This window comes from Vibrio tubiashii, from assembly GCF_028551255.1.
GTDB classification, from domain to species: Bacteria; Pseudomonadota; Gammaproteobacteria; order Enterobacterales; family Vibrionaceae; genus Vibrio; species Vibrio tubiashii_B.
Genome location: NZ_CP117030.1, coordinates 1,493,335 through 1,514,467 on the forward strand (window position 1 = coordinate 1,493,335; position 21,133 = coordinate 1,514,467).

A 21,133-nucleotide genomic window follows, 5' to 3' on the forward strand; every position below is an offset into this window, starting at 1 on the left:
AGAGAACCCGCTAATCTAGAATGCAAAACTTGGGGTGTTAAAGCCGAAATGTTCAAGCTGCTGCGGTGACATGTAATAGATTCCCTCCGCAGACGCCGCATGCATAGTAAACCAATAAAATTCTTCAGGTTTGCTTAGCCCAATATCTTGGTAGTACTCAATATACGGCTGATGCTCCGGGCTGCTTTTGGGTAGGTTTACTCCACCCACTACTTTTCCATCATCATCTTCGAAAGCCCAAGAATGAACGCCAACTTTCGCGCCTTTTTCCGCCTTTCTGGTCACTCCAGAAAGAAACAGATCCGTCCCACCTGACTCAACGATGCCATTATCGCCTAAGTAAGTACTGATCCCCATCTGATGAATCTTCTTCGATAAACGAAGGTTGGTTTCATCGTCGACAGAGCCTGGTATCTCCATTAATCGCAGTAGCTTTACTTTCGGGTACCGTTTAGTCATTTGTTCAAATGCAGTGTACGACCCCGAACAGATAACACCATTGACTCGCGCCTGCTCAAAAGAGGAGTCGACGGTAAAAGTGAGCGGCTCAAAATCATACTCATCTGCTTCTTGGCACTGTGACTGAAAGACATAGGGAGCAAGATTATCTTTTGAAGACTGACAACCTGAGAGTGCGGTAACGGCGATAAATAGCGGGATTAAGGGTTTCAATTTCAGCTCCAAAACCATTCATTATTGTTATGGATAGTTTATTGAGCCATTGATTATTAATGTATATGGATGTTGTAAGGCTTTGTCATCAAATGTCAGAGCTAAAAAAGCCCAGTTTTCACTGGGCTTAAATTACTAATCTAACTTGTAAAAGACAGTCGCTAACGGCGGCAATCTAAGGTGAATCGACTGCTCTAAGCCCTCGCTTGCTACCTCTTCGCTCGTCACCGAGTTTAACACTTCAAATCCACTACCGTGGTATTTGTTGTCATCGGTGTTAAGCAGCAATTGATATGTTCCTTTGTGCGGTACGCCCAATCTAAACTCTTCATGTGGAACAGGAGTAAAATTGGTCACAACAAGAATACGCTCTCCGCTATCACTCAAACGTTCATGAGCCAAAATCGACGCTTCAGCGGCATCTTGCAATCGCCACTCAAAGCCACGCGGTTCGCAGTCTAGCTCATGCATCGCTTTCTCGCTGCTGTATAGCTTATTGAGATCGCGAGTCAACGCCTGAACCCCTTGATGGCGTTCAAAATCAAGCAGGAACCATTGCAGTTGATCGTCATGGTTCCATTCCGCAGTCTGACCAAATTCTGCGCCCATAAAGTTAAGCTTTTTACCCGGTTGTGCGTACATGTAACCAAGGTACGCACGCAAGTTGGCTGTTTGCTGCCACTCATCGCCAGGCATCTTATTGTGAATCGAACCTTTACCGTAAACCACTTCATCGTGTGATAGCGACAATACATAGTTCTCGCTGTGGGCATAAACCAGTGGGAAGGTAATCGTATTGTGATGGTATTGACGGTGAATTGGGTCTTCTTGAATGTAAGACAAAGAGTCGTGCATCCAGCCCATATTCCACTTAAACCCAAAGCCTAAACCGCCCATAAAGGTAGGTGCTGACACTCCCGGGAATGCGGTCGATTCTTCTGCAATTGTCATTGCATTCGGGAAGTATTTATACACTTCCTCATTCATCCATTTCAGCGTGGCAATCGCATCGTAGTTTTCATTGCCACCATCAACATTTGGAATCCATTGGTCATGGCTACGTGAGTAATCGAGGTACAACATAGACGCCACTGCATCGACCCGAATGCCATCAATGTGGAACTGCTCAAACCAATACAATGCATTAGAAACTAAGAAACGTCTTACATGTTCACGGCCAAGGTCGTAGATGTATGAGTTCCAATCTTGGTGCCAACCGCGACGTGGATCTGGGTCGTGGAATAAAGGCGTACCATCAAAGTTCGCTAAGCCGTGATCATCTGATGGAAAGTGCGCTGGCACCCAATCAAGTACCACACCTAGACCGGCTTGGTGACACTGATCGACGAAGTATTTAAAGTCATCTGGTGTACCAAAACGACTTGTTGGCGCAAATAAACCCACAGGCTGATAACCCCAAGAGCCATAGAATGGATGCTCGGAAACAGGCATCAATTCGATGTGGGTGTAGCCCATATCGACAAGATAAGGGATTAGCTGCTCAGCCAATTCACGGTAGTTTAGGAAGTCACCGTTCGCGCCACGACGCCAAGAGCCCGCATGCAGCTCATAGAACGAGAGCGCTTCTTTGCGCTTTTCCGTCACCGGACGATTTTGCCACTGATCATCTTGCCATTGGTAACGGCTATGATCGTAAGTCACTGAGGAAAAAGAAGGGTACTGCTCCGCAAATGCGCCCCAAGGATCAGCCTTATGAGGTAAGCCTTCGCCATTTGGCCCTTTTAACTCAAACTTGTATTGAGTACCTTCAGGGAGGTTTGGAATAAAGATACCCCAGATACCATAATCGAGACGCTGCATAGGCGTGCGACGTCCATCCCACTGGTTGAACTCGCCCACCAAACTACACGCAGAAGCATGCGGGGCGTATACCAAGAAACGGATACCTGAAATCTGTTTGCCACCACGCTCAAGCGTCATAAACTGCGCGCCCATATGCTTGTACATTTCTTTAGGCGTATGCAGATCATCATATTCAGCGTAGATGTTGTGATACTGATAAGGATCATCCACCAGTTGCTCGGTCCCATTCCAATCGACAGCAAGCAAGTAGTGCGTTAAATGCAAATCTTGCTCTTGTTTAAGGATAAAGCCAGAGGCATCTTCCCTTTCAAGTTCTACTCGCTGATCATCGATCACTAATTCAACTTTATCAGCGCCTGGCATCCATACACGCAATGCGCCGTGCTCTGGATCGATAAAAGGCCCGATAAACGAAAATGGGTCAGCGAAGGTAGCGTGTGAAAGCCGGTTATATATCTTTGTCGCCTTATCTAACGTTGTTGTTTTCAAGTTACTTCTCTCCCTAACCTAACTTTCAAATTCCGAATAATACCAATCGGGATAAATAGATGCTCAGATAATTGCGCAGGAAAAATCGCTTAGAGCAAGGCATAGATTGCAGCTAGCTAGTTGACCTACCTACAAAATCTATAACGACGCTATCAGCGATTTTAACCAGCAAGAATGAACAGGTATTTATTCTGCTTGGTATAAGTTCAGTTGTAATATTAACGGGCCATATGACCCAAAAAGCCCGCTATGCAGCGGGCTTAATTAGCGTTACAACAGTTTACCGAATTCCGGCTCTACATAGAGTGATACATCCTAAAATTTTCTATGTATGAACTGCAATTAGACGACTATTTGCTTACTTTCGCTCGAACTTCGGTGAGCTTGTGAGCAATGCGATTAACCCCTTCATGCGCGAATACTTCGTCGAGATTCATCGACAGTTTCCGACGCCAGTTTGGATACTCATCGACCGTGCCAGGAATGTTAACTGGCTTGTCCATTTCAAGCCAATCTTCAAGCTGAACACTGAGCAGTGTCGAAGAGCCCGCGGCAACATGAAGTTGAAGTGCTTCCGCTAGGTAAGAGTCCATTGGCACATATTGCGCATCACGACCCACACCTTCTGGTAGGTAACCATGCCATGCCACTGAATCAAGGATTCCTTGCTTACATTCTAGACGGTCAGCGAACAGACCTTTGAGCTGCTCTGCGTCAGGGTATAGCCCAAGCTCTTCACCCATTTTAAGGTCTTCACAATGCCAGAAACCACGTAGCGTTGGCATATCGTGAGTACACAAAGCAGACATAGATTGCTCTGCGTAATGAGCTGGTGAAATAAAGCCACCGTCATCTTCTGAAGTTTCAAAGAAGAAGACCTTGTATGAGTGAACGCCAGCATCACGCAGAATCTCGACGATTTCATCAGGCACAGTACCTAAATCTTCGCCAATCACACTACATTGATAGCGATGCGACTCTAACGCCAAAATCGCTAGCATGTCTTCCACTGGGTAGTAAATGTAAGCGCCCTTAGTCGCATTTTCACCTTTAGGAATCCACCATAAACGTAGCAGACCTAACACGTGGTCAATACGCAGTGCGCCACAATGCTTCATGTTCGCGCGTAGCAGCTTGATGTATGCATCGTAGCCAGTCGCTTGCAGCACTTGTGGGTTAAGTGGAGGTAATCCCCAGTTTTGACCCAGTGGGCCAAGGATATCTGGTGGCGCACCGATGCTTGCATCCATGATTAGGTTGCCATCATCCGCCCAAGTTTCTGAGCCTGAATCCGCCACACCCACAGCCAAGTCACGGTAAAGACCCACTGACATGCCTTTCTCTTCAGCCAAAGCTTGCGCTTCTTTAATCTGAGTATCGGCAACCCATTGTAGATACATGTAAAGATGAACTTGATCTTGGTTTTGTTCGATGAAGCTTTGCACCGCACTGTTTTCAAACTTACGGTACTCTTCAGGGAATACTGGCCAACCCCAAACATTAGAATCTTCAGCGTGCAGTTTAGCGTGAAGCGCATCAAACGCCGCTTGATGAACTAAGCTCTCGCCACCCTCTTCAACGAAAGCTAAGAAAGTTTGCGCTCGCTCTGAATTTTTATCTAAATGACGTTTCTTAAACTCAGTAAATAGCTGAGGAAGAACACTCATTTTCAGATCAGAAACTTCGGTGTAGTTTACCCAGTGCGACTCGCGTGCTTTTTGCAGACGTTGTTGGAACTCTGCACTGCCCACTTTTTGCTGCGCTTCAATGCTTAGCGCAAACTCTGGTACAGAACTAACGTCAATGTACATGATGTTTAGCCAGCGGCGTGAAGACGGACTGTATGGGCTCGCCCCTTCTGGGTTTGCCGGGAACAATGAATGAATTGGGTTTAAGCCAACAAAATCACCACCGCGTGACGCGATGTCAGCAACTAGCTGTTTAAGATCACCAAAATCACCAATACCCCAGTTGTGCTGAGTGCGAAGTGTGTAAAGCTGAACACTTGGCCCCCACATCTTCTTACCGTTTAAGATGCCATCTTGTTTGAAACACGCTTTCGGCGTCACAATCAATGTCATCTCATAAGGGGCTTTACGACGTTTACGAGTGATCGTCAGCTTGTGATAACCCCAAGCGATATCTCTCGGTAATGCAAACACTAAAGGGCCACCCTCTTTGCGCTCATCGCGTACGATTTGCGATTGAAGATAGCCTTCAAGTACCTCTCCCTGCTCAGTATCTAAGCGCCAGCTAAACTCACTTTCACGAGCACTCGTTCCTAGATTCAGTGCCACTTCGACAGGTTCACCATCGCGGACAACCAGTACTGGGTCTAGCACATCTTTCTTATGCTTTTTCTCTGCTGATTTCAGAAGAGTTTCATCATTTGTCGTGTCATAGCCTAAAGACGCAAGTAAGTGACGAATGGTTTCGTCTTCAACTTTAGCTTCATCTCCCCACGCGCTAACGTAGCTGTCGGCAATTCTCGCCATTTCAGCGACTTGTTTTAATGCGTTACCTTGTTTCATCGCTCTCTCCGAAGGACTGCTAATACCTTCAAAATGTAGGGTTATTAATCATTATAAAAAGAGTAGAGCCAAGGCACGTGGCCTTGGCTTTTTTAATCAATTAGCGCTTAACAGCTTCTAATTTCCAAATGTTGTTCACGTAGTCTCTAATTGAACGGTCAGAGGTGAACTTACCAACCAAGGCGGTGTTCAATATGGCTTTCTTCGCCCAACCCGCTTGGTCTTTGTATTGTTTGCCCATATCTTCGTGTGCTTGAACATAAGAAGCAAAGTCAGCTAAACATAGGTATGGGTCACCACCATCTAGCAAGCTATCGAATGTGGCACGAAGTAGACCAGGTTGACCTGGGGTAAACTCTTCGCCCGCAAGTAGGTCAAGCGATGCTTTCAGTAGAGGGTCTGCGTGGTAGTAGTCGTAAGGGTTGTAACCTTGCGCTTTCACCGCTTGCACACCTTCAACGTCTAGACCGAAGATGTAGATGTTTTCATCGCCAACTTCTTCACGAATCTCTACGTTCGCGCCATCCATTGTACCGATGGTTAGTGCGCCGTTTAGCGCCATCTTCATGTTCCCCGTACCTGATGCTTCTTTACCCGCTAGCGAGATTTGCTGAGAAACGTCAGCCGCTGGAATGATGATTTCAGCCATGCTTACGCGGTAGTCAGGGATGAATACCACTTTCAGCTTGTTGCCAATGCGTGGATCGTTGTTGATCTTCTCAGCAACCTTGTTCACTGCGAAGATAATCTCTTTCGCTAGGTGGTAGCCTGGCGCTGCTTTCGCTGCGAAGAAACATACGCGTGGCGTACACTCAAAACCAGGTTCATTGATGATGCGGTGGTAAAGAGACAAGATGTGTAGCAAGTCTAGATGCTGACGCTTGTACTCGTGCAGACGTTTGATTTGAACATCAAAGATCGCATTTGTATCTAGCTCGATACCCATGTTCTCTTGAACCCAATCAGCAAGGCGCTGTTTGTTTTGCTTCTTAACTGCCATGAATTCCTGTTGGAACTTAGCGTCAGTTGCAAACTCAGCAATACCTTCTAACTGCTCAAGTTTTGCTGGCCACTCGCTACCAATCTTATCAGTGATAAGCTGAGACAGACCTGGGTTACAGAACTTCAACCAACGACGAGGCGTTACGCCGTTTGTTACGTTAGTCAGTTTACCTGGGAAGATTTCGTTAAACTCAGGGAATAGGTCTTTCTTAACAAGCTCTGAGTGAAGCGCTGCTACACCGTTGACTTTGTAAGAACCGATAACACATAGGTTAGCCATGCGAACCATGCGGTTGAAACCTTCTTGGATGATAGACAGCTTCGCTTGCTTCTCACCATCACCAGGCCACATTTTACGTACTTCTTGTAAGAAGCGGTGGTTGATTTCAAAGATGATTTCCATATGACGAGGGAGTAGACGCTGAATCAGCGACTCTGGCCATGTTTCTAGTGCTTCAGGTAGTAGCGTGTGGTTAGTGTAGGCAAAAGTATTTGCACTGATATCCCACGCTTTATCCCAAGATAGGCCTTTCTCGTCGATAAGGATGCGCATTAGCTCTGGGATAGCAATTGTTGGGTGCGTATCGTTAAGCTGAATTGTCTCTTGCTTAGGAAGATCAGCCAGCGCAAAACCTGCTTCTTCATGACGACGTAGAATGTCGCGTACCGATGCCGCCGAGTGGAAGTACTGCTGCATTAGACGCAGAGTTTTGCCTTTCTCGTGGTTATCATTCGGGTAAAGAACTTTAGTAATGTTGCCCGCATCAATTAGAGCGTGCTGCGCTTCAAAGTAGTTACCGTTGTTAAAGCTCGCTAGTGAGAATGGTGCAATTGCCTGACATTCCCATAAACGTAGCGGGTAAACCGTATCTGACTCGTAGCCCACGATTGGTAAATCCCAAGGCATCGCTTTTACGCTCATACCCGGTACCCATTTACGAACTTCTTTACCGTTCTCATGTGTGACTTCGACATGACCATAGAAGCCAATTTCTTGCGCAAGTTTAGGACGCGCGACTTCCCAAGGGTAGCCTTCAACACCGCGCCATGCGTCTGGTGCTTCTTGCTGACGACCTTCTTCGAATGATTGTTTAAACAGACCGTATTCGTAGTGTAGGCCGTAACCTACTGTTGGATATTCTTGTGCAGCACACGAATCCATAAAACACGCTGCCAAACGACCTAGACCACCGTTGCCCAGTGAAGGGTCACGCTCTTCTTCAAGTAGATCCGTTAGGTTTTGACCAAGCTCAGCCATCGCATCAGTGATTTGGTCGTATAGACCCATGCTGATTAGGTTGTTACCTGTTAGACGACCAATTAGGAATTCTAGAGATAAGTAGTTAACGCTTTTTGCGTTTTTGATTTTTGGATCTTGCTCTGTCTTAAGCAAGTCAAACGTTGTTAGTTCAGCAAGCGCTTTGCCCATAGCTAAGTACCACTCACGCGCTGTCGCTGTCTCTTCAGTCTTAGCGTAAGTTGCTGAAAGGTGCTTTTTCACGTCAGCTTGGAAAGTCGCTTTATCAAAATTTTTCTGTTGCGTAGGTTTCATTAGAGAAATCTCACTTATTGGTTCTAATCCATCTGTGCCATATCGTGCATTGACATGAACAGCAAAACATCCTCCCACAACACGGCAATTTGGGAGGAGGACGAAGGGCGTAGAGGGCGTATTACCAAGGGCTCAGTGATCTAACTCTCATTTAGATTCAACATCGTCTGAGCTCTGGTGATAGGGATCACACCATCAACGTATTTACCCTATAACTGATGTATTAAAGATATGTGTAGAGGGACATAACCAATTGAGCAATATGCATGCTCGGTCACAATAAGAATCACCACATGATGCAAATTACACAGTTTTTGGTGCAAACAGGTGTTCAAATCCCACTATTCAGCCCATCAATAAGTGACAAAAATCACAAAAATAGGGCGTAGTTGGCAGCAAAATGTGAATTACGCGAAAAACCCGCCGTCGATCAATAACTGTAGTGATTATTCTCAAGTAACATCCTTGCCGATAAGCTTGATTGCACAATATTTGCTCAATTACGTAAAGCACTTATTGAAATACGTGATCCTTTAAATAAAAGGTATGGCATAGGGATAAAAAGATGTGGATTCCTTCGAAATTAACTCGCCCAGCTCGCTTACATAATGCGATTGTCAGGCCGCGAGTTTTAGACCTTCTTCAACAAGCCCCGTTTTACAAACTGGTTTTGTTTAGATCTCCCGCTGGCTATGGAAAAACCACGATGGCCGCACAATGGCTATCGGATAAATCACACGTAGGTTGGTACAGTATTGATGAGAGCGACAACGATTCATTCCGCTTCATCAACTACCTGCTACAAGCGCTCAATAAAGCGACGGATGGCTGTTGCCCGAATTCACAAAAGCTGGCAGAAAAGCGTCAATTCTCTTCTCTTCACTCCTTGTTTGGCGAAGTTTTCACTGAAATGTCGAATTTCCATCAAGAGTGTTATTTGGTGCTGGATGACTATCACCTAATTTCAGAAGACGAAATTCACGAGGCAATGCGCTTCTTCCTCAAACATATGCCAGATAATGTCACTCTCGTTGTCACTAGCCGAGCAGCCCCACCACTTGGCACAGCGAACCTTCGTGTTCGCGATCTGATGATTGAAATTGGCGACGAACTCCTCGCTTTCGATACCGAAGAAACCACTCGTTTCTTCAATCAACGTGTCGCAGACGGCATTGATGATGCAACGGCAAGTAATCTACGCAACTATGTCGAAGGCTGGCCATCGGCGTTGCAGCTGATCGCTCTGCAAGCCCAGCACCAGCATAAAACCTTAGCTCAATCAGCCGAATCCTTCTCTCAGTTTAACCACGCTCATCTATGGGATTACTTGGTTGAAGAGGTGTTTGATCTTCTCGACAAAGAAACGCGTCATTTCTTACTCCAATGTTCGGTACTCGATCATTTCAATGATCAGTTGGTCTGTGAGCTGACAGAACGTGAAGATGCCCTTAGCATGATTGAATCTCTAAACCGATTCGGCCTGTTTATTCACCCGCTAGAGGGCGAGCAAAACTGGTATCGCTTCCACAACCTGTTCGCAGAATTCCTAGCTCACGAGCGTACCGCGCGTATCCCTCAACAAGAAAAACAACTGCATCAGACAGCAGCAAAAGCTTGGTTGAAACTCTCTTCGCCTCATCAAGCATTGCGTCATGCTCAAGAAGCCAATAACAACCAACTGACAGCGGATATCTTAAGCCAGTATGGTTGGAAGATGTTTAACGGCGGTGAACTCATCACGCTAGAAAAAGCGATTAATACTCTCACTCCTGAGCAACTTTATAGCGAGCCTAAACTCTGCATGCTGCAAGCTTGGTTGGCTCAGAGCCAGCATAGATATAACGACGTCGGTGATTTATTGTCGAAGGCCGATGAGCAGATGAAGCAGCTAAACATTGTATTAAGTGCTAAGGAGCAAGGAGAGTTCAATGCTCTACGTGCTCAAGTCGCGATTAACCAAGATGAGCCAGAGAAAGCGCTCGAACTCGCTGAACTGGCACTTAGCCAAGTAGACAGTACGGTTTATCGTAGTCGCATCGTTGCAACCTCTGTGGTCGGTGAAGTCAACCACGTACTCGGGCACCTAAGCCGCGCACTGCCTATGATGCAGCAAACAGAAAAGCTGGCTCGCCAATATCAGGTCTATCATCAAGCCTTGTGGGCAATGCTTCAGCAGAGTGAAATCCTCATTGCTCAAGGCTATGTTCAAGCGGCGTATGAAGTTCAAGATAACGCTTTCAAACTGATCGAAGAACACCAATTACAGCAAGTACCTCTGCATGAGTTTTTGCTTCGCGTCCGTGCGCAAATTCTGTGGTGCTGGAACCGCTTAGATGAGGCAGAAGAGTGTGCCTACAAAGGGCTTCATGTTCTCGGAGACCACAGCCCAAGTAAGCACTTACATAGCTATTCCATGTTGGCACGTATTGCGATTGGCCGAGGTGAACTGGATAAAGCGGGTAAGTTTATTGAACAGATTGCTCACTTACTTAAGCAATCTACTTACCATGTTGACTGGACCGCCAATGCATCACTGTCGCTGATCCTGTTCTGGCAAGCACGTGGCGATTTGGACTCCATTCAACAGTGGCTTGAAACCACAGTACGCCCTGAATCGGCGTGCAACCACTTTACTCAACTACAGTGGCGCAATATCGCTCGTGCACAAATCTCGCTAGAACAATATACAGATGCAGGGAAAACGCTTGAATTCCTGCAGCAACAAGCACAAGAAAATGAGCTGTTGACCGATACCAATCGCAACCTCATTGTCGAAGCCGGTTTAGCCGTCTCTCAAGGTGACGAAGAAACCGCACGCGAACGCCTAAAGTATGCACTAGAGCTTACTAACCAAACCGGTATGTTGGGCAATTTCCTCGTCGATGGTGCCAAGATTGGTCATATTCTTGAAAAGCTTAACCAGAAAAATGAACTTGGCGATCTAGAGCGCCATCGAGCACAGCAGTTGCTTAAAGATATTTCGACGACTCAGCGCAGCAGCTCTGTTCACTTTGATGAAGAGTTTGTTGAGAAGCTCGTTAATCACCCAAATATCCCAGAACTTGTTCGTACGAGTCCGCTTACTCAGCGTGAGTGGCAGGTGCTGGGGCTGATCTACTCTGGTTTTAGCAACGAGCAGATTGCTCAAGAACTTGATGTCGCTGGAACAACAATTAAAACTCATATTCGTAACTTGTATCAGAAGCTCAATATTGCTAACCGTAAAGAAGCAATTAAAACGGCAGAAAACCTACTGCAATTGATGGGCTATTAGTAAGAATTGGCCGACTTGAAACGTCGGCCAATTTTTTGAGCCTACTTGCTCAATTTGTCACGCTCAGCCAATCGCAAACGATTAAATGTCATTTATGAAACGAAATGGGATTGGAATCACTCATTTTCATTTATACATAAATCAAATCATATACACCCATCCAATAAGTCCACAAGATTTTAGAAAAAATCAACAAATCTTTTTGTCATTAGTGACACTTTTACGACCAATTTTGCTACTCTCTGGCAATAAATTTTTACAGATCAACTCGGATCTATCTTTGTCGAGGGTGTTTTCTTTTGAACATGAAATTGTTTGGCAGTTCGCTAATTTTAGGTGGAACTGCACTTGGTGCGGGAATGCTCGCCATACCTATGGTACTAGCGCAATTTGGCTTTATTACTAGCTCGATCTTGATGCTGGTTATTTTTGTTGGCACTACCTATGCGTCGTTGCTGCTAACCGAGGCATGCAGCAAAACCAAACAAAGTAATAGCATGAGTAGTGTTGCGGAATACACTTTGGGCAAGAGCGGTAAACGCTTTATCAATGCACTGTTTTATCTATTGCTGGTTTGTATGTCGATTGCCTACCTGCTTGGTATTGGCGACATCATCCACAAACTGTTTGATGACCAAGATATCTATGTTTCCGCTTCCACTAGTTACACGCTATTTAGCCTTATCATGGGGCTTGTCGTCGCTTCTGGTGCCGCATACATCGATCGATTAAATCGTGGTCTGTTTATCCTGATGGTTGTGATGCTGTTTCTTGTCATTGCCACTCTTCTTGGCAATATATCCTTTGATTATTTAGTTGAAACTAGCCAATACACAGGTCAAGAAGTCGTAAGATATAGCGCGATCATCTTCACCAGTTTTGTTTCTATGGTTGTTATCCCTTCATTGGTTAACTACAACCGCGAAGCGAGCAGCAAAGAGCTGCGCAACATGGTGCTATTAGGCTCGGTAATTCCACTCGTCTGCTACCTAACTTGGCTATTTGCTATTATCGGCAACCTAGGCACAGAGACGATAAGCCGTTTCCATAACATATCTGAGCTTATCAACGCCTTCAGTAACCAAGGTGCACATATTAAAGCTATCATCGCGATTTTTTCAGCTCTTGCTCTTGTGACTTCCTTCTTAGGTGTTTCCATGGCGCTATACGACCAAAACAGAGACATGGTGACAGCAAAGCGCCCAGTGGCTTACGCGTTAACCTTTATTTTACCGATTGTGTTAGCGACTTTGTTCTCTAACCAATTCGTCAGCATGCTCGATTACGCTGGCATGGTCTTAGTGTTCCTTGCTATTTGGGGACCGCTCGCCATGGTGCGTAAAGTGCGCCACCCTGAGTACAGCCAACCTATCGCCGATAACGCCTACACTGCAGGCGGTGGCAACGCCGCACTAGTCAGCACTACCCTATTCGGTGGTTTGATTTTTGTCTCTTGGTTTATGGGTTAAACAAAAAAGCCAACAGCTCATGCTGTTGGCTTCTTACTAACAGTTTAATAGGAACTCTATAAGATCTCTCGCGCTTCTAAAGACATCACAGCGTTCCAAGATGGCTCGACTCGCTCTTTCTTGACATAGCCTTTATTAATCAACCACGTCACGTCGCTATCCGTCTCATCCACTCCCGGGTAATGTGTTTTGCTAGTCAACTTACATGCGTCGAAAGTCCCTGCTGGAACTGATATCCGCTCTTTCCCTAGGTAAGTTTCACTATAATCAAATGCCGACATCGGCCAAGCCTCTGTTATGCTATTTAATGTAGTTTCACTATCCACACTTCTAAGCCCATGTGTCACAAGCTGAGCTGGCACCTTGCTATCATCAAAAATCACAGTTAGTGGGGCGTTGACTGCTCTGGTATGTGTTTTTTCAACACCAAGCAACTTGGAGCTATGTGCAACCGCTGGCGGTAAACCAACCTTGGCTGTCCCGTACAAAAGCTCACCTTGTGGATTAAAACCTTCCTGCCCTAAATAATGCTCATTTGTGCTATACATGAGTTCATAGCTATTTAAGTTACCATTCTGATCATAAATACTCAGCTTAGATTTAGACAGTGTTCCAGTCCAATCGGCTATCCATGTCGGTAAGCCAGTTACCTCCGTAACGTCATTTAGCCATGAAAAGTTGCTCCCTAAATACTCCAGTCTAAAATCAAAATTGGTCGACATTGATTGGTTCAATGTTCGTGTAACCTTGTAGTTAATCTTATCGCCTATCTTTGGTTGATAATGGCTGTCTGGTAGTGAGTCTAGACAAGCTTGTAGGTTGAGGGGCTGAGCATAGTTTTCCAAAATAAACTCTTTTGTCGCCACATCAAAAACGTACTCAGGCTCGCCTCTATTGATAGTTTCCATAAACCAAGCAACGCGGACGAAGTTGTCAACGACCGTGAAATAGACCGAATTATCAGCAGGGTTATAATTGTGCCAAGATGCCTGTGAAGCAATGCCTTTCGGTAAAGTCACCTGACGAAGCGTTTCACCATGAACCGTTAAATCTTTCCACTGTCCTGTTTGGGAATAACGAACCAACGGAGTCTCTCCATCATAGGAGCCCTTGTAATAGGCAATAGAGCCTGAAGGGAGTAATTGAGCATACAACACGCCATCATCTAGCTCGCCCATGACGGGCATACCTGACGTATCTACTGTACCTGTTCTATCACTTGAGTCCTGAGCGAGAGTTGACTCTAATGTCGTGAGCCAGCTGCTGACATTGTTCGCACTGACTCCATTACACATGTTGTTAAGCTCGGTATATCTTTGCAAATCATTGCACCAGTTTCCTTTGTTAAAACCATAATATCCTTTGTTAACAAAGTCGGTCTTAAGCTTGTACGCGGTTGTATTGTCCGGGAAGACTAAATCGCTAGGTACAACATTCGCCCAAGCGCCGGCTTCAGCAGTTTTAGCCAAAACCGCACTGACGTTCAGACCACCAATGTTAACTTTTTGAGCTGAGGCTGTTTGACTCAGTACCGACGAGCCTTTAACAAATGTCACCGTTTTATCGGGATTGAGCACTAGCTCAGCGACAGAGTCATTCAAAGAAGACCAACCAACTTGATCAAGCAATAAGATATCTTCAACTTGCCCAGTTGAACGAATAAACTCTCGACGAGCATAATCATAGCCATACTCCGTTGACGTCACTGAACCATCTGCTTCGCGCTTCAAGTATCCATAGTCAAGAGTCAATGGCTTGTTAGTGTGCGATTGGCTACTAAACCAGCTGATACCTTGTTCCGAAATCAAGGTAGCGAGATCTACCTTTGCGGAATTCTTAACCGCTTCATTCTCTTTGACTTTGTCGCGCAAATTATCTACATCTAGGTTGATGTGGTCGCGATCAATCTCGTCTGCAATCGACGTTGGATCGAAGCTGTTTCCATTTTGGGCGACTTTCGATACCACATTTTCAAGAACTATCGTCACTTCCTCGATGATTAAAGAGATTAACTCATCATCACTGATACCTGCATTTGCGCTCGCTTGCTTAAGAGAATCCGTTTTAGAAGCCATAATGTTGGCAGTAACTTGAGCCACTTTGTGTAAGCTTGCAAACGCTGTTTTCTCTTCGTCGCTTAAACTCGAAGAATTTTTTGCCGCTATATAATCTTTAGTTACATCAATTGTTGAACCAAGCTTTTGTTGTACTTTGCTTTTCGCTTCGTCTAGCGTGCTGCCTTTTTCCACTTCGTTTTGAATCATGGTGGTCAATGGACTCACAAAGTCAGAACCAGGAGGCGCAGTTAAGTTGTAACCTTTGCTCAACACTACACTGGGGTTGTCTGAATCAATAGTTTGTCCAGCGATTACTTCGATTAACAGTACGCCTTGTGCAATTTGTTCCGCAGTTAATCCAGTAAGTGTAAATTCGCCATTATCACTCGTTACTGCATTGGGTTCTGAAGATTCACAAACTTTGTTGTTGTTTAAATCTAAGCAAGCGTTCGCACCAATAAGGTAACCATCCGCGGCACGCGCAGTTAAAGATGTGGTGCTGGTTGAGCTAGATTCGCTATTTGTGTTCATTGTATCCGAGTCAGAACCTCCGCAAGCCGTTAATGCAACGGCTATAGCAAGAGCTATCGAAGAGTGCTTTAAGACCATAAACTGTCTCCAAATGTTCAATAATTGTCCTTAAAATGCACGAACCATGGATTCCTTGTGATATTTCGAAGGCGTGTGGCTTCATGCAAATACGCGCCCAAACATATCAATTAGCAAAATGGATAATTGCTACCCCATTCAAGTTTCAAATTGATATTTCACTTAGAAAATCCATGTATTTATTTGAATGCGAGCCACTACGAAACTATTGGGAAATTTATAAAAAACCTCTTATTTTCGAGACACTTATAGGTGTAACAAAATCTGTCAACTTGTTAATTAATATACACTTTCTTTCAACCTCCTATAACAAAAAAGCCCGACCAAAGGTCGGGCAATAGACAGACGATCATCATTCCATGACAATCAAATAGGACTTATTAGAAGTTATAGATTAGAGCAAGTTCGACACGCATTGCGTCTTTACTATCGGTGCTGACTACGTCACGGGTGTAGTCACTTGCTAATGCATAGTAGGTGTTCACTTCCGTTTTCAGGTTACCCGTAATGTAGTTATGGAACTGCAGATAGAACTGGGTGTAGGCGTACTTCTCATCCGAGTCTGCACCGAACAACACGTCTTGGTTTAGGGTGTAGATGGCATCATCCGTATTGGCACGCCACGTCGACATAAAGCCCGTAATAATGGTTTGCTTTGGAGAGTATTCAATCACTGAGTAGCCACCAAGCTGCATGGCGTTACCGTAAGCGCCATCATGAGCAAAGCCAAGTGGGTCACCCGTCCAAAGTGGGTTAAAGGTATTCACCTCATCACTATTCTTATCCGAGCCAGAAGCATAGTGAAGGTTCATACCCACACGGTAGTTCCAATCCGCTTTCCAGTTGTAGTTAAGGTCTGCATAACCCATGTAAGCCGAGATATCTTTACCTGCATGATCACCAAACTGGTATACACCGTCTAACATGTAGCCAAAGCCTTCACTAACGAAGTTATGCGCATGTAAGCCTAGCACTTGGATATCCACATCGCCGTCTGGTGCATTGACAAAGCTTGAGTTAGTTAGCTGATTGCTCATCACATAAGCTTGCATTACACCAAAGCTTGTTCCCCAGTTAGCGAATAAGCCCGTTGATTTCTTGCCGTTGGTTTTATCATCCCAGTTACCACCGAAGCTGCCATCTTTAAACAGCGGGAAGATCTCTTCACCATAGTAGGCATCAAAGTTAATGCCATTGACGCTGTACTTAGCGCTGACGGCATTCCAACTTGATTGAACTGGAGTGGGTTCTCGGTTCATCATTTGCCACTCATTGAGATAGATCTCTTGGCGACCTAGACGAGTACTTAAATACTGTTCTCCATCATCAACTAGCTTGAATTCAGTAAAGAATTGGTGGAAATCCGTCCCCGCATCATCGACAGGCCCCGGAGCATCTAAGTTGGTGTAGTTAGTGCGAATCTCACCAAACACACGCATCCAATCTTGATAAGTCACATCCGCTGAAAAGTGCATTCGTGAGCGAAGCTCGTTGTGTTTACGCACATCAGGGTCGTACATATGATTCCAGCGATTATCAAACGCCAGTTTCACGTTACCGGCAAACGAGACTTTCCACTCACCATCGTCCGTAATATCTAGACGTTTGAGTTTTTCAGAGAAGCTCTTGTCGCTCTCTTTTAGATTATCAACATAGCTCCAATCTTCGTTAGCGCGGTCGCCCCAGAAGACAATTGGGCTACGCTCTGGCCAAGAGGGGGTTTCTGCTTCACTGGCATGTAAGACACCGGAAATACTCAATGCTATTAAGGTAAGCGAACATTTTGTTATGGTTTTCATTATTCAATTTCCATATTTTGGGCACAAGGAATCCTGCCTGTGGCCCATCAGCCACAGGAGGAGTTTGTTGTTATTGGTATTTATTTTTTTAGTTAGGAATCCACGCCAAGCGCTTCTTTAATGCCTGAAGCTATGGTGATCACATTGGCACCGTAGATAACTTGAATACCTTTCGGCATACGGACAACACCGATGGCATTGAGCTCTTTCTTCCAGAAGTCATCGCTTGCGGCCAAGGTTTCGTCATGGAGTGAAACACGCAGTCGAGTCGCACAGTTAGAAACGTTTTCAATGTTCTCTGCGCCACCAAGTGCTTTGATGATCTCTACTGGCAGCCCAGCGGTGTTTTGCTTCTGCTTCTTCTTGAAATCTTCTTTGCTATACAGCGCGATATCACCTTCATCAGCGTCTTCACGACCCGGTGTTTTCGAATCAAACTTCAAGATAAAGAACTTAAAGGTGTAGAAGTAAATCACGAAGTAAAGCGGAATGATCCACAGCAGTGCCCATGCATGTACTTTCTCAGGTTGCAGTAAGTTTGGCACCATAAACAGTAGCTGGTTACCATGGATAGATACGCCCATCATCTCAGTAATGACATACGCAAGGCCATTGAGAGGCACGTGCACAGCAAAGAACAGGAATGGTTGAACGAATAGGAAGGTGTACTCTAGCGGCTCTGTGATACCGATAACCGCGGCAGTAAATACCGCTGGCACCATGATTGCGGCTACTTTCTTGCGGTTTTCCGTTTTCGCCGTAACGTACATAGCGTATGCAGCACCTGTTAGACCACCAATTTGGATTGGAATACGACCACTGGTGAAGTTATGCGTAATGTAGCCAGTCGCATCAGGTGAACTCATTTGGCCATTCATGATGTTACGAACACCTTCGTAGATCACGCCGTCAATTTCCATCACACCGCCGACGCGAGTGTATTCGATTGGGAACGCAATCAGATGGTGAAGACCAAACGGCAATAAGCCCTTATCGAACACACCAAACAAGAAAGAACCAAAAATGCCAGAACTCGTAATCAAAGTAGTAATCGACTGCAAACCGCCAGCAATTGGTGGCCATGCGTAGTAGGTAATTAATCCCACTGGCATGATCGCCATGTAAGAGAAGATCACTACCGCACGAGGGCCAGAGAAGAAGCTCAGCATTGCAGGCATTTCAAATTTGTAGAAACGGTTGTGTAGCCATGCCGTTAAACAGCCGACGATAATACCGCTGAAGATCCCCATGTTGTATGAGAATACCCCAAGGTTTTCACCCCATAGCGAGTTAAAGTTTTGCGCGGCAACCATCTCGTAACCGAGTTCGTTCACTAGGTAGTCGACGCTTGTTGTTTCTGGTGTCCAACCGTTGAAAGCGGCGATAGAGCCAACAGCAACGTTGAAACACATAAACATGGTGAAGCCAGTGAACGCCGCCCAACCTTTTTCTGATTTAGAAAGGGCGAACGCCAAACCAATGGCAAAGAATGGTGGTAGGTTACGCATTACCATCAAACCGAGATCCAACATCAGCTTGAAGAATGCCCAGATAACAGAGTCTTGGCTGGACATTTGGTTGACAACGCCCGCACCAATACCAATGTAAATACCTGCAATTACCAACACGATGATAGACACCATCATGCCGCCAGCAAGTGCTTGAACCTTATCTCTCATAATTTACTCCTGAAGTGATATGAGAACTTTCACGTATATTGTTATTGCTTTTCTCAATGACTCTAGGCTGAGCTGTTCATTGGGCTCGTGCACATGAGTCACATCACCTGGAAAAGTAGGTCCGAATGCCACACCATTGCTTAACGCACGCGCGTACGATGCCGCGCCTTTGCTAAAGCATTGAGATTCCATTCCCGTAACTTCGGAATACGCTTTTCCCATCGCTTGGATAAGGGCACTTTCGGGTGAGAGGTAAGATAGAGGTAGGTACTGCTGCTCGTTGAAACTCACTCCATACTTTTGGGATAAGTGTTGGAGTTGGGTACGGGTCTCTTCGATGCTCAGTCCTTTAGGAAACCGAAAATCAAAATCCAAGTTGTATCCATGTTCGTTGAGGTTGAGAGAAGAGACGCAGCAACTGGTGCTACCCATTTCTTCATCGTGATACGCAAGCCCTAATTTCGCTCCATCAATCGACTCTGAAAAACAAGAATCGAGCAATTCAATCAAGCTTTTTGAGTTTGCGTCTAACCCTTCAACATGGCGCATCACAGTCATAAACTTGTCCAAACAATTTGGGACGCGATGCGGGTTGCGAGATTTCTCCCACGGCGTTGTCAATACAACGCGATACAGCTCCTTCTGCTGAGTTACTTCGGCAACACTGTCAAAGTGTTGCGCCACTCTTGCTGCCTGTTGTCCTGAAAGCCAAACCGAAAGGTGGTGACACGTTGAAGTACGGTCTCGCTCACTTTCAATCCGGTGAATCTGGCAACATCCTAAGTCACGTAAAGGTGGGAATTCTTTTTGTAACTCGGCATACAAGATACCTTTCTCTCCATTGACGATTGGGAAGTCGCCATCCGGAGAAAAGCCAACAGCCGGTTGTGGCTGATGACGAAAATAATGCTCTACACATTCCCAAGTTGTCTCTTCAGCCCCACCGATAATGACGCGAATTTTTCGCTTCATCGGTACATTGAGCTGCTTAAACATCTTGAGGATGTACAGCGAAGCCATAAGAGGCCCCTTGTTATCCGTTACACCTCGGCCAAACACCAAACCGCCCTGTTGGTGAAGTTCAAACGGAGGCGTTTTCCAAAGGCTTGTGTCCCCTGCTGGGACGACATCAACGTGATGTAAAATGCCGATTTCTTCTTCACCTAGACCATAGCTAATGTCCATTGCATAGCCTTGGTGATCGCGTACTTCTAACCCTTCTCTTTTGGCAAAATTAATAAGGTAATCAAACGCTTCTCTAATACCTTTACCAAACGGTGCGTGGTGAGATTTTGTGCTCTCATCACGCACTGACGGAATAGCAATTAATCCAGATAAGTCGCTGAGTAATTCATCAGTACGGTGTACAAAATACTCTATCGCTAGGTTGGAAAAATTGCGTTCCGTCATCTTTTGTTCCTAATTTATTTACTGTTGATAAAGATATAATTAGAGTTGTTACACAAGTCTCAATTTCTCGCTAACCAGTGCACGCCACCCTGATCTGAAAACGCCATAAAGTCCGCTTTCCTGCGTGCAAAAATGCCATTTTCGACCACGCCTGGAATACTGTTTAACGCCGCTTCTGTTGATTCTGGCTCACTAAGATCAAGGCCAGAGCAGTCAAGGATGAGATTGCCGTTATCAGTGATGCAATTTTCTCGTCTGATAGGCGTTCCACCTAAGCTCTGCAAGGCGCGGCTAACGGCAGTCTCAGCAGCTGGCAGCACTTCAATCGGCAGTGGAAATGCGCCTAATGTGAGTTTTAGTCGCCCGCTGTCAGCGATGGTGATAAAGCTCATTGCCAATGTGGCGAGCACTTTCTCGCGTGCTAGTGCAGCGCCCCCACCTTTCACCGTCACGCCATTACTTAAGCCTTCATCGATGCCATCTACATAGACATCAATTCGCTCACATAAGCGGATAGGTTGCTCTGCTAATCCTGCATCGCTCAATGCTTTACTCGAACGCTCCGAGCTGGAAACGCAGTGAGAAAACTCAGCGCCACTTTGCTTGAGCAAGTGAATAAATATTTCAACCGTCGCCCCTGTCCCAATACCAATCACTGATGAAGGAGTCAGTACACTCAATACTTGCTCTAAGGCCACTTTCGCAGCCTTAGTTCGCAGGCAATCGGTGCTTTGCATTTCAATAAAGCGCTTTGCTATGCCCATAA

The 21,133-nt window shown here is 45.5% G+C and carries 11 protein-coding genes; 2 read left to right on the forward strand and 9 right to left on the reverse strand.

Annotation, left to right across the window (positions count from 1 at the left end; genetic code table 11):
* Positions 1 to 15: 15 nt before the first annotated feature.
* The 4 genes from LYZ37_RS22245 to LYZ37_RS22260 form a co-directional block, all read right to left on the reverse strand.
* On the reverse strand, positions 16 to 672 hold the full coding sequence (locus LYZ37_RS22245; protein ID WP_272787666.1) for a hypothetical protein: 657 nt from the start codon (positions 670 to 672) through the stop codon (positions 16 to 18).
* A 135-nt stretch (positions 673 to 807) separates the two neighbouring features.
* Entirely contained in the window at positions 808 to 2,985 is a 2,178-nt protein-coding gene (glgB, locus tag LYZ37_RS22250) for a 1,4-alpha-glucan branching protein GlgB (protein ID WP_272787667.1), read from the reverse strand.
* Between the two features lie 350 nt (positions 2,986 to 3,335).
* Positions 3,336 to 5,516, reverse strand: coding sequence for a 4-alpha-glucanotransferase (malQ, locus tag LYZ37_RS22255; RefSeq protein WP_272787668.1), 2,181 nt, complete (start codon positions 5,514 to 5,516; stop codon positions 3,336 to 3,338).
* A 100-nt stretch (positions 5,517 to 5,616) separates the two neighbouring features.
* Positions 5,617 to 8,070, reverse strand: coding sequence for a glycogen/starch/alpha-glucan phosphorylase (locus LYZ37_RS22260; protein WP_272787669.1), 2,454 nt, complete (start codon positions 8,068 to 8,070; stop codon positions 5,617 to 5,619).
* A 565-nt stretch (positions 8,071 to 8,635) separates the two neighbouring features.
* Here LYZ37_RS22260 and malT point away from each other — a divergent pair.
* A complete protein-coding gene (gene malT / locus LYZ37_RS22265; protein WP_272787670.1) occupies positions 8,636 to 11,344 on the forward strand; it encodes an HTH-type transcriptional regulator MalT in 2,709 nt (902 codons plus the stop codon).
* A gap of 305 nt (positions 11,345 to 11,649) precedes the next feature.
* The gene (locus tag LYZ37_RS22270; RefSeq protein WP_272788404.1) at positions 11,650 to 12,813 is read left to right on the forward strand and encodes an amino acid permease; all 1,164 of its coding nucleotides are present in this window, start codon (positions 11,650 to 11,652) and stop codon (positions 12,811 to 12,813) included.
* A gap of 56 nt (positions 12,814 to 12,869) precedes the next feature.
* Here LYZ37_RS22270 and LYZ37_RS22275 read toward each other — a convergent pair whose 3' ends face one another.
* From LYZ37_RS22275 to rpiA, 5 genes are all read right to left on the reverse strand, one after another.
* Positions 12,870 to 15,479, reverse strand: a complete 2,610-nt coding sequence (locus LYZ37_RS22275) for a hypothetical protein (protein WP_272787671.1) — start codon at positions 15,477 to 15,479, stop codon at positions 12,870 to 12,872.
* A 380-nt stretch (positions 15,480 to 15,859) separates the two neighbouring features.
* The gene (locus LYZ37_RS22280) at positions 15,860 to 17,278 is read right to left on the reverse strand and encodes an alginate export family protein (RefSeq protein ID WP_272787672.1); all 1,419 of its coding nucleotides are present in this window, start codon (positions 17,276 to 17,278) and stop codon (positions 15,860 to 15,862) included.
* Positions 17,279 to 17,370: 92 nt separating this feature from the next.
* Complete coding sequence (locus LYZ37_RS22285) at positions 17,371 to 18,957, reverse strand: PTS transporter subunit EIIC (RefSeq protein WP_004743024.1); 1,587 nt, start codon at positions 18,955 to 18,957, stop codon at positions 17,371 to 17,373.
* 3 nt (positions 18,958 to 18,960) lie between these two features.
* Positions 18,961 to 20,367: a Sapep family Mn(2+)-dependent dipeptidase gene (locus tag LYZ37_RS22290; RefSeq protein ID WP_272787673.1), complete on the reverse strand. Its 1,407-nt coding sequence runs from the start codon at positions 20,365 to 20,367 to the stop codon at positions 18,961 to 18,963.
* A gap of 59 nt (positions 20,368 to 20,426) precedes the next feature.
* Positions 20,427 to 21,131, reverse strand: coding sequence for a ribose-5-phosphate isomerase RpiA (gene rpiA, locus LYZ37_RS22295; protein WP_272787674.1), 705 nt, complete (start codon positions 21,129 to 21,131; stop codon positions 20,427 to 20,429).
* Positions 21,132 to 21,133: the final 2 nt, after the last annotated feature.

What these genes read in the sequence shown, in the direction of transcription:
- malQ (WP_272787668.1), bottom strand. Translation starts at nt 5,516, where the DNA reads ATGAAACAAGGTAACGCATTAAAACAAGTCGCTGAAATGGCGAGAATT.
- LYZ37_RS22260 (WP_272787669.1), bottom strand. Translation starts at nt 8,070, where the DNA reads ATGAAACCTACGCAACAGAAAAATTTTGATAAAGCGACTTTCCAAGCT.
- malT (WP_272787670.1), top strand. Translation starts at nt 8,636, where the DNA reads ATGTGGATTCCTTCGAAATTAACTCGCCCAGCTCGCTTACATAATGCG.
- LYZ37_RS22270 (WP_272788404.1), top strand. Translation starts at nt 11,650, where the DNA reads ATGAAATTGTTTGGCAGTTCGCTAATTTTAGGTGGAACTGCACTTGGT.
- LYZ37_RS22275 (WP_272787671.1), bottom strand. Translation starts at nt 15,479, where the DNA reads ATGGTCTTAAAGCACTCTTCGATAGCTCTTGCTATAGCCGTTGCATTA.
- LYZ37_RS22280 (WP_272787672.1), bottom strand. Translation starts at nt 17,278, where the DNA reads ATGAAAACCATAACAAAATGTTCGCTTACCTTAATAGCATTGAGTATT.
- LYZ37_RS22285 (WP_004743024.1), bottom strand. Translation starts at nt 18,957, where the DNA reads ATGAGAGATAAGGTTCAAGCACTTGCTGGCGGCATGATGGTGTCTATC.
- LYZ37_RS22290 (WP_272787673.1), bottom strand. Translation starts at nt 20,367, where the DNA reads ATGACGGAACGCAATTTTTCCAACCTAGCGATAGAGTATTTTGTACAC.
- rpiA (WP_272787674.1), bottom strand. Translation starts at nt 21,131, where the DNA reads ATGGGCATAGCAAAGCGCTTTATTGAAATGCAAAGCACCGATTGCCTG.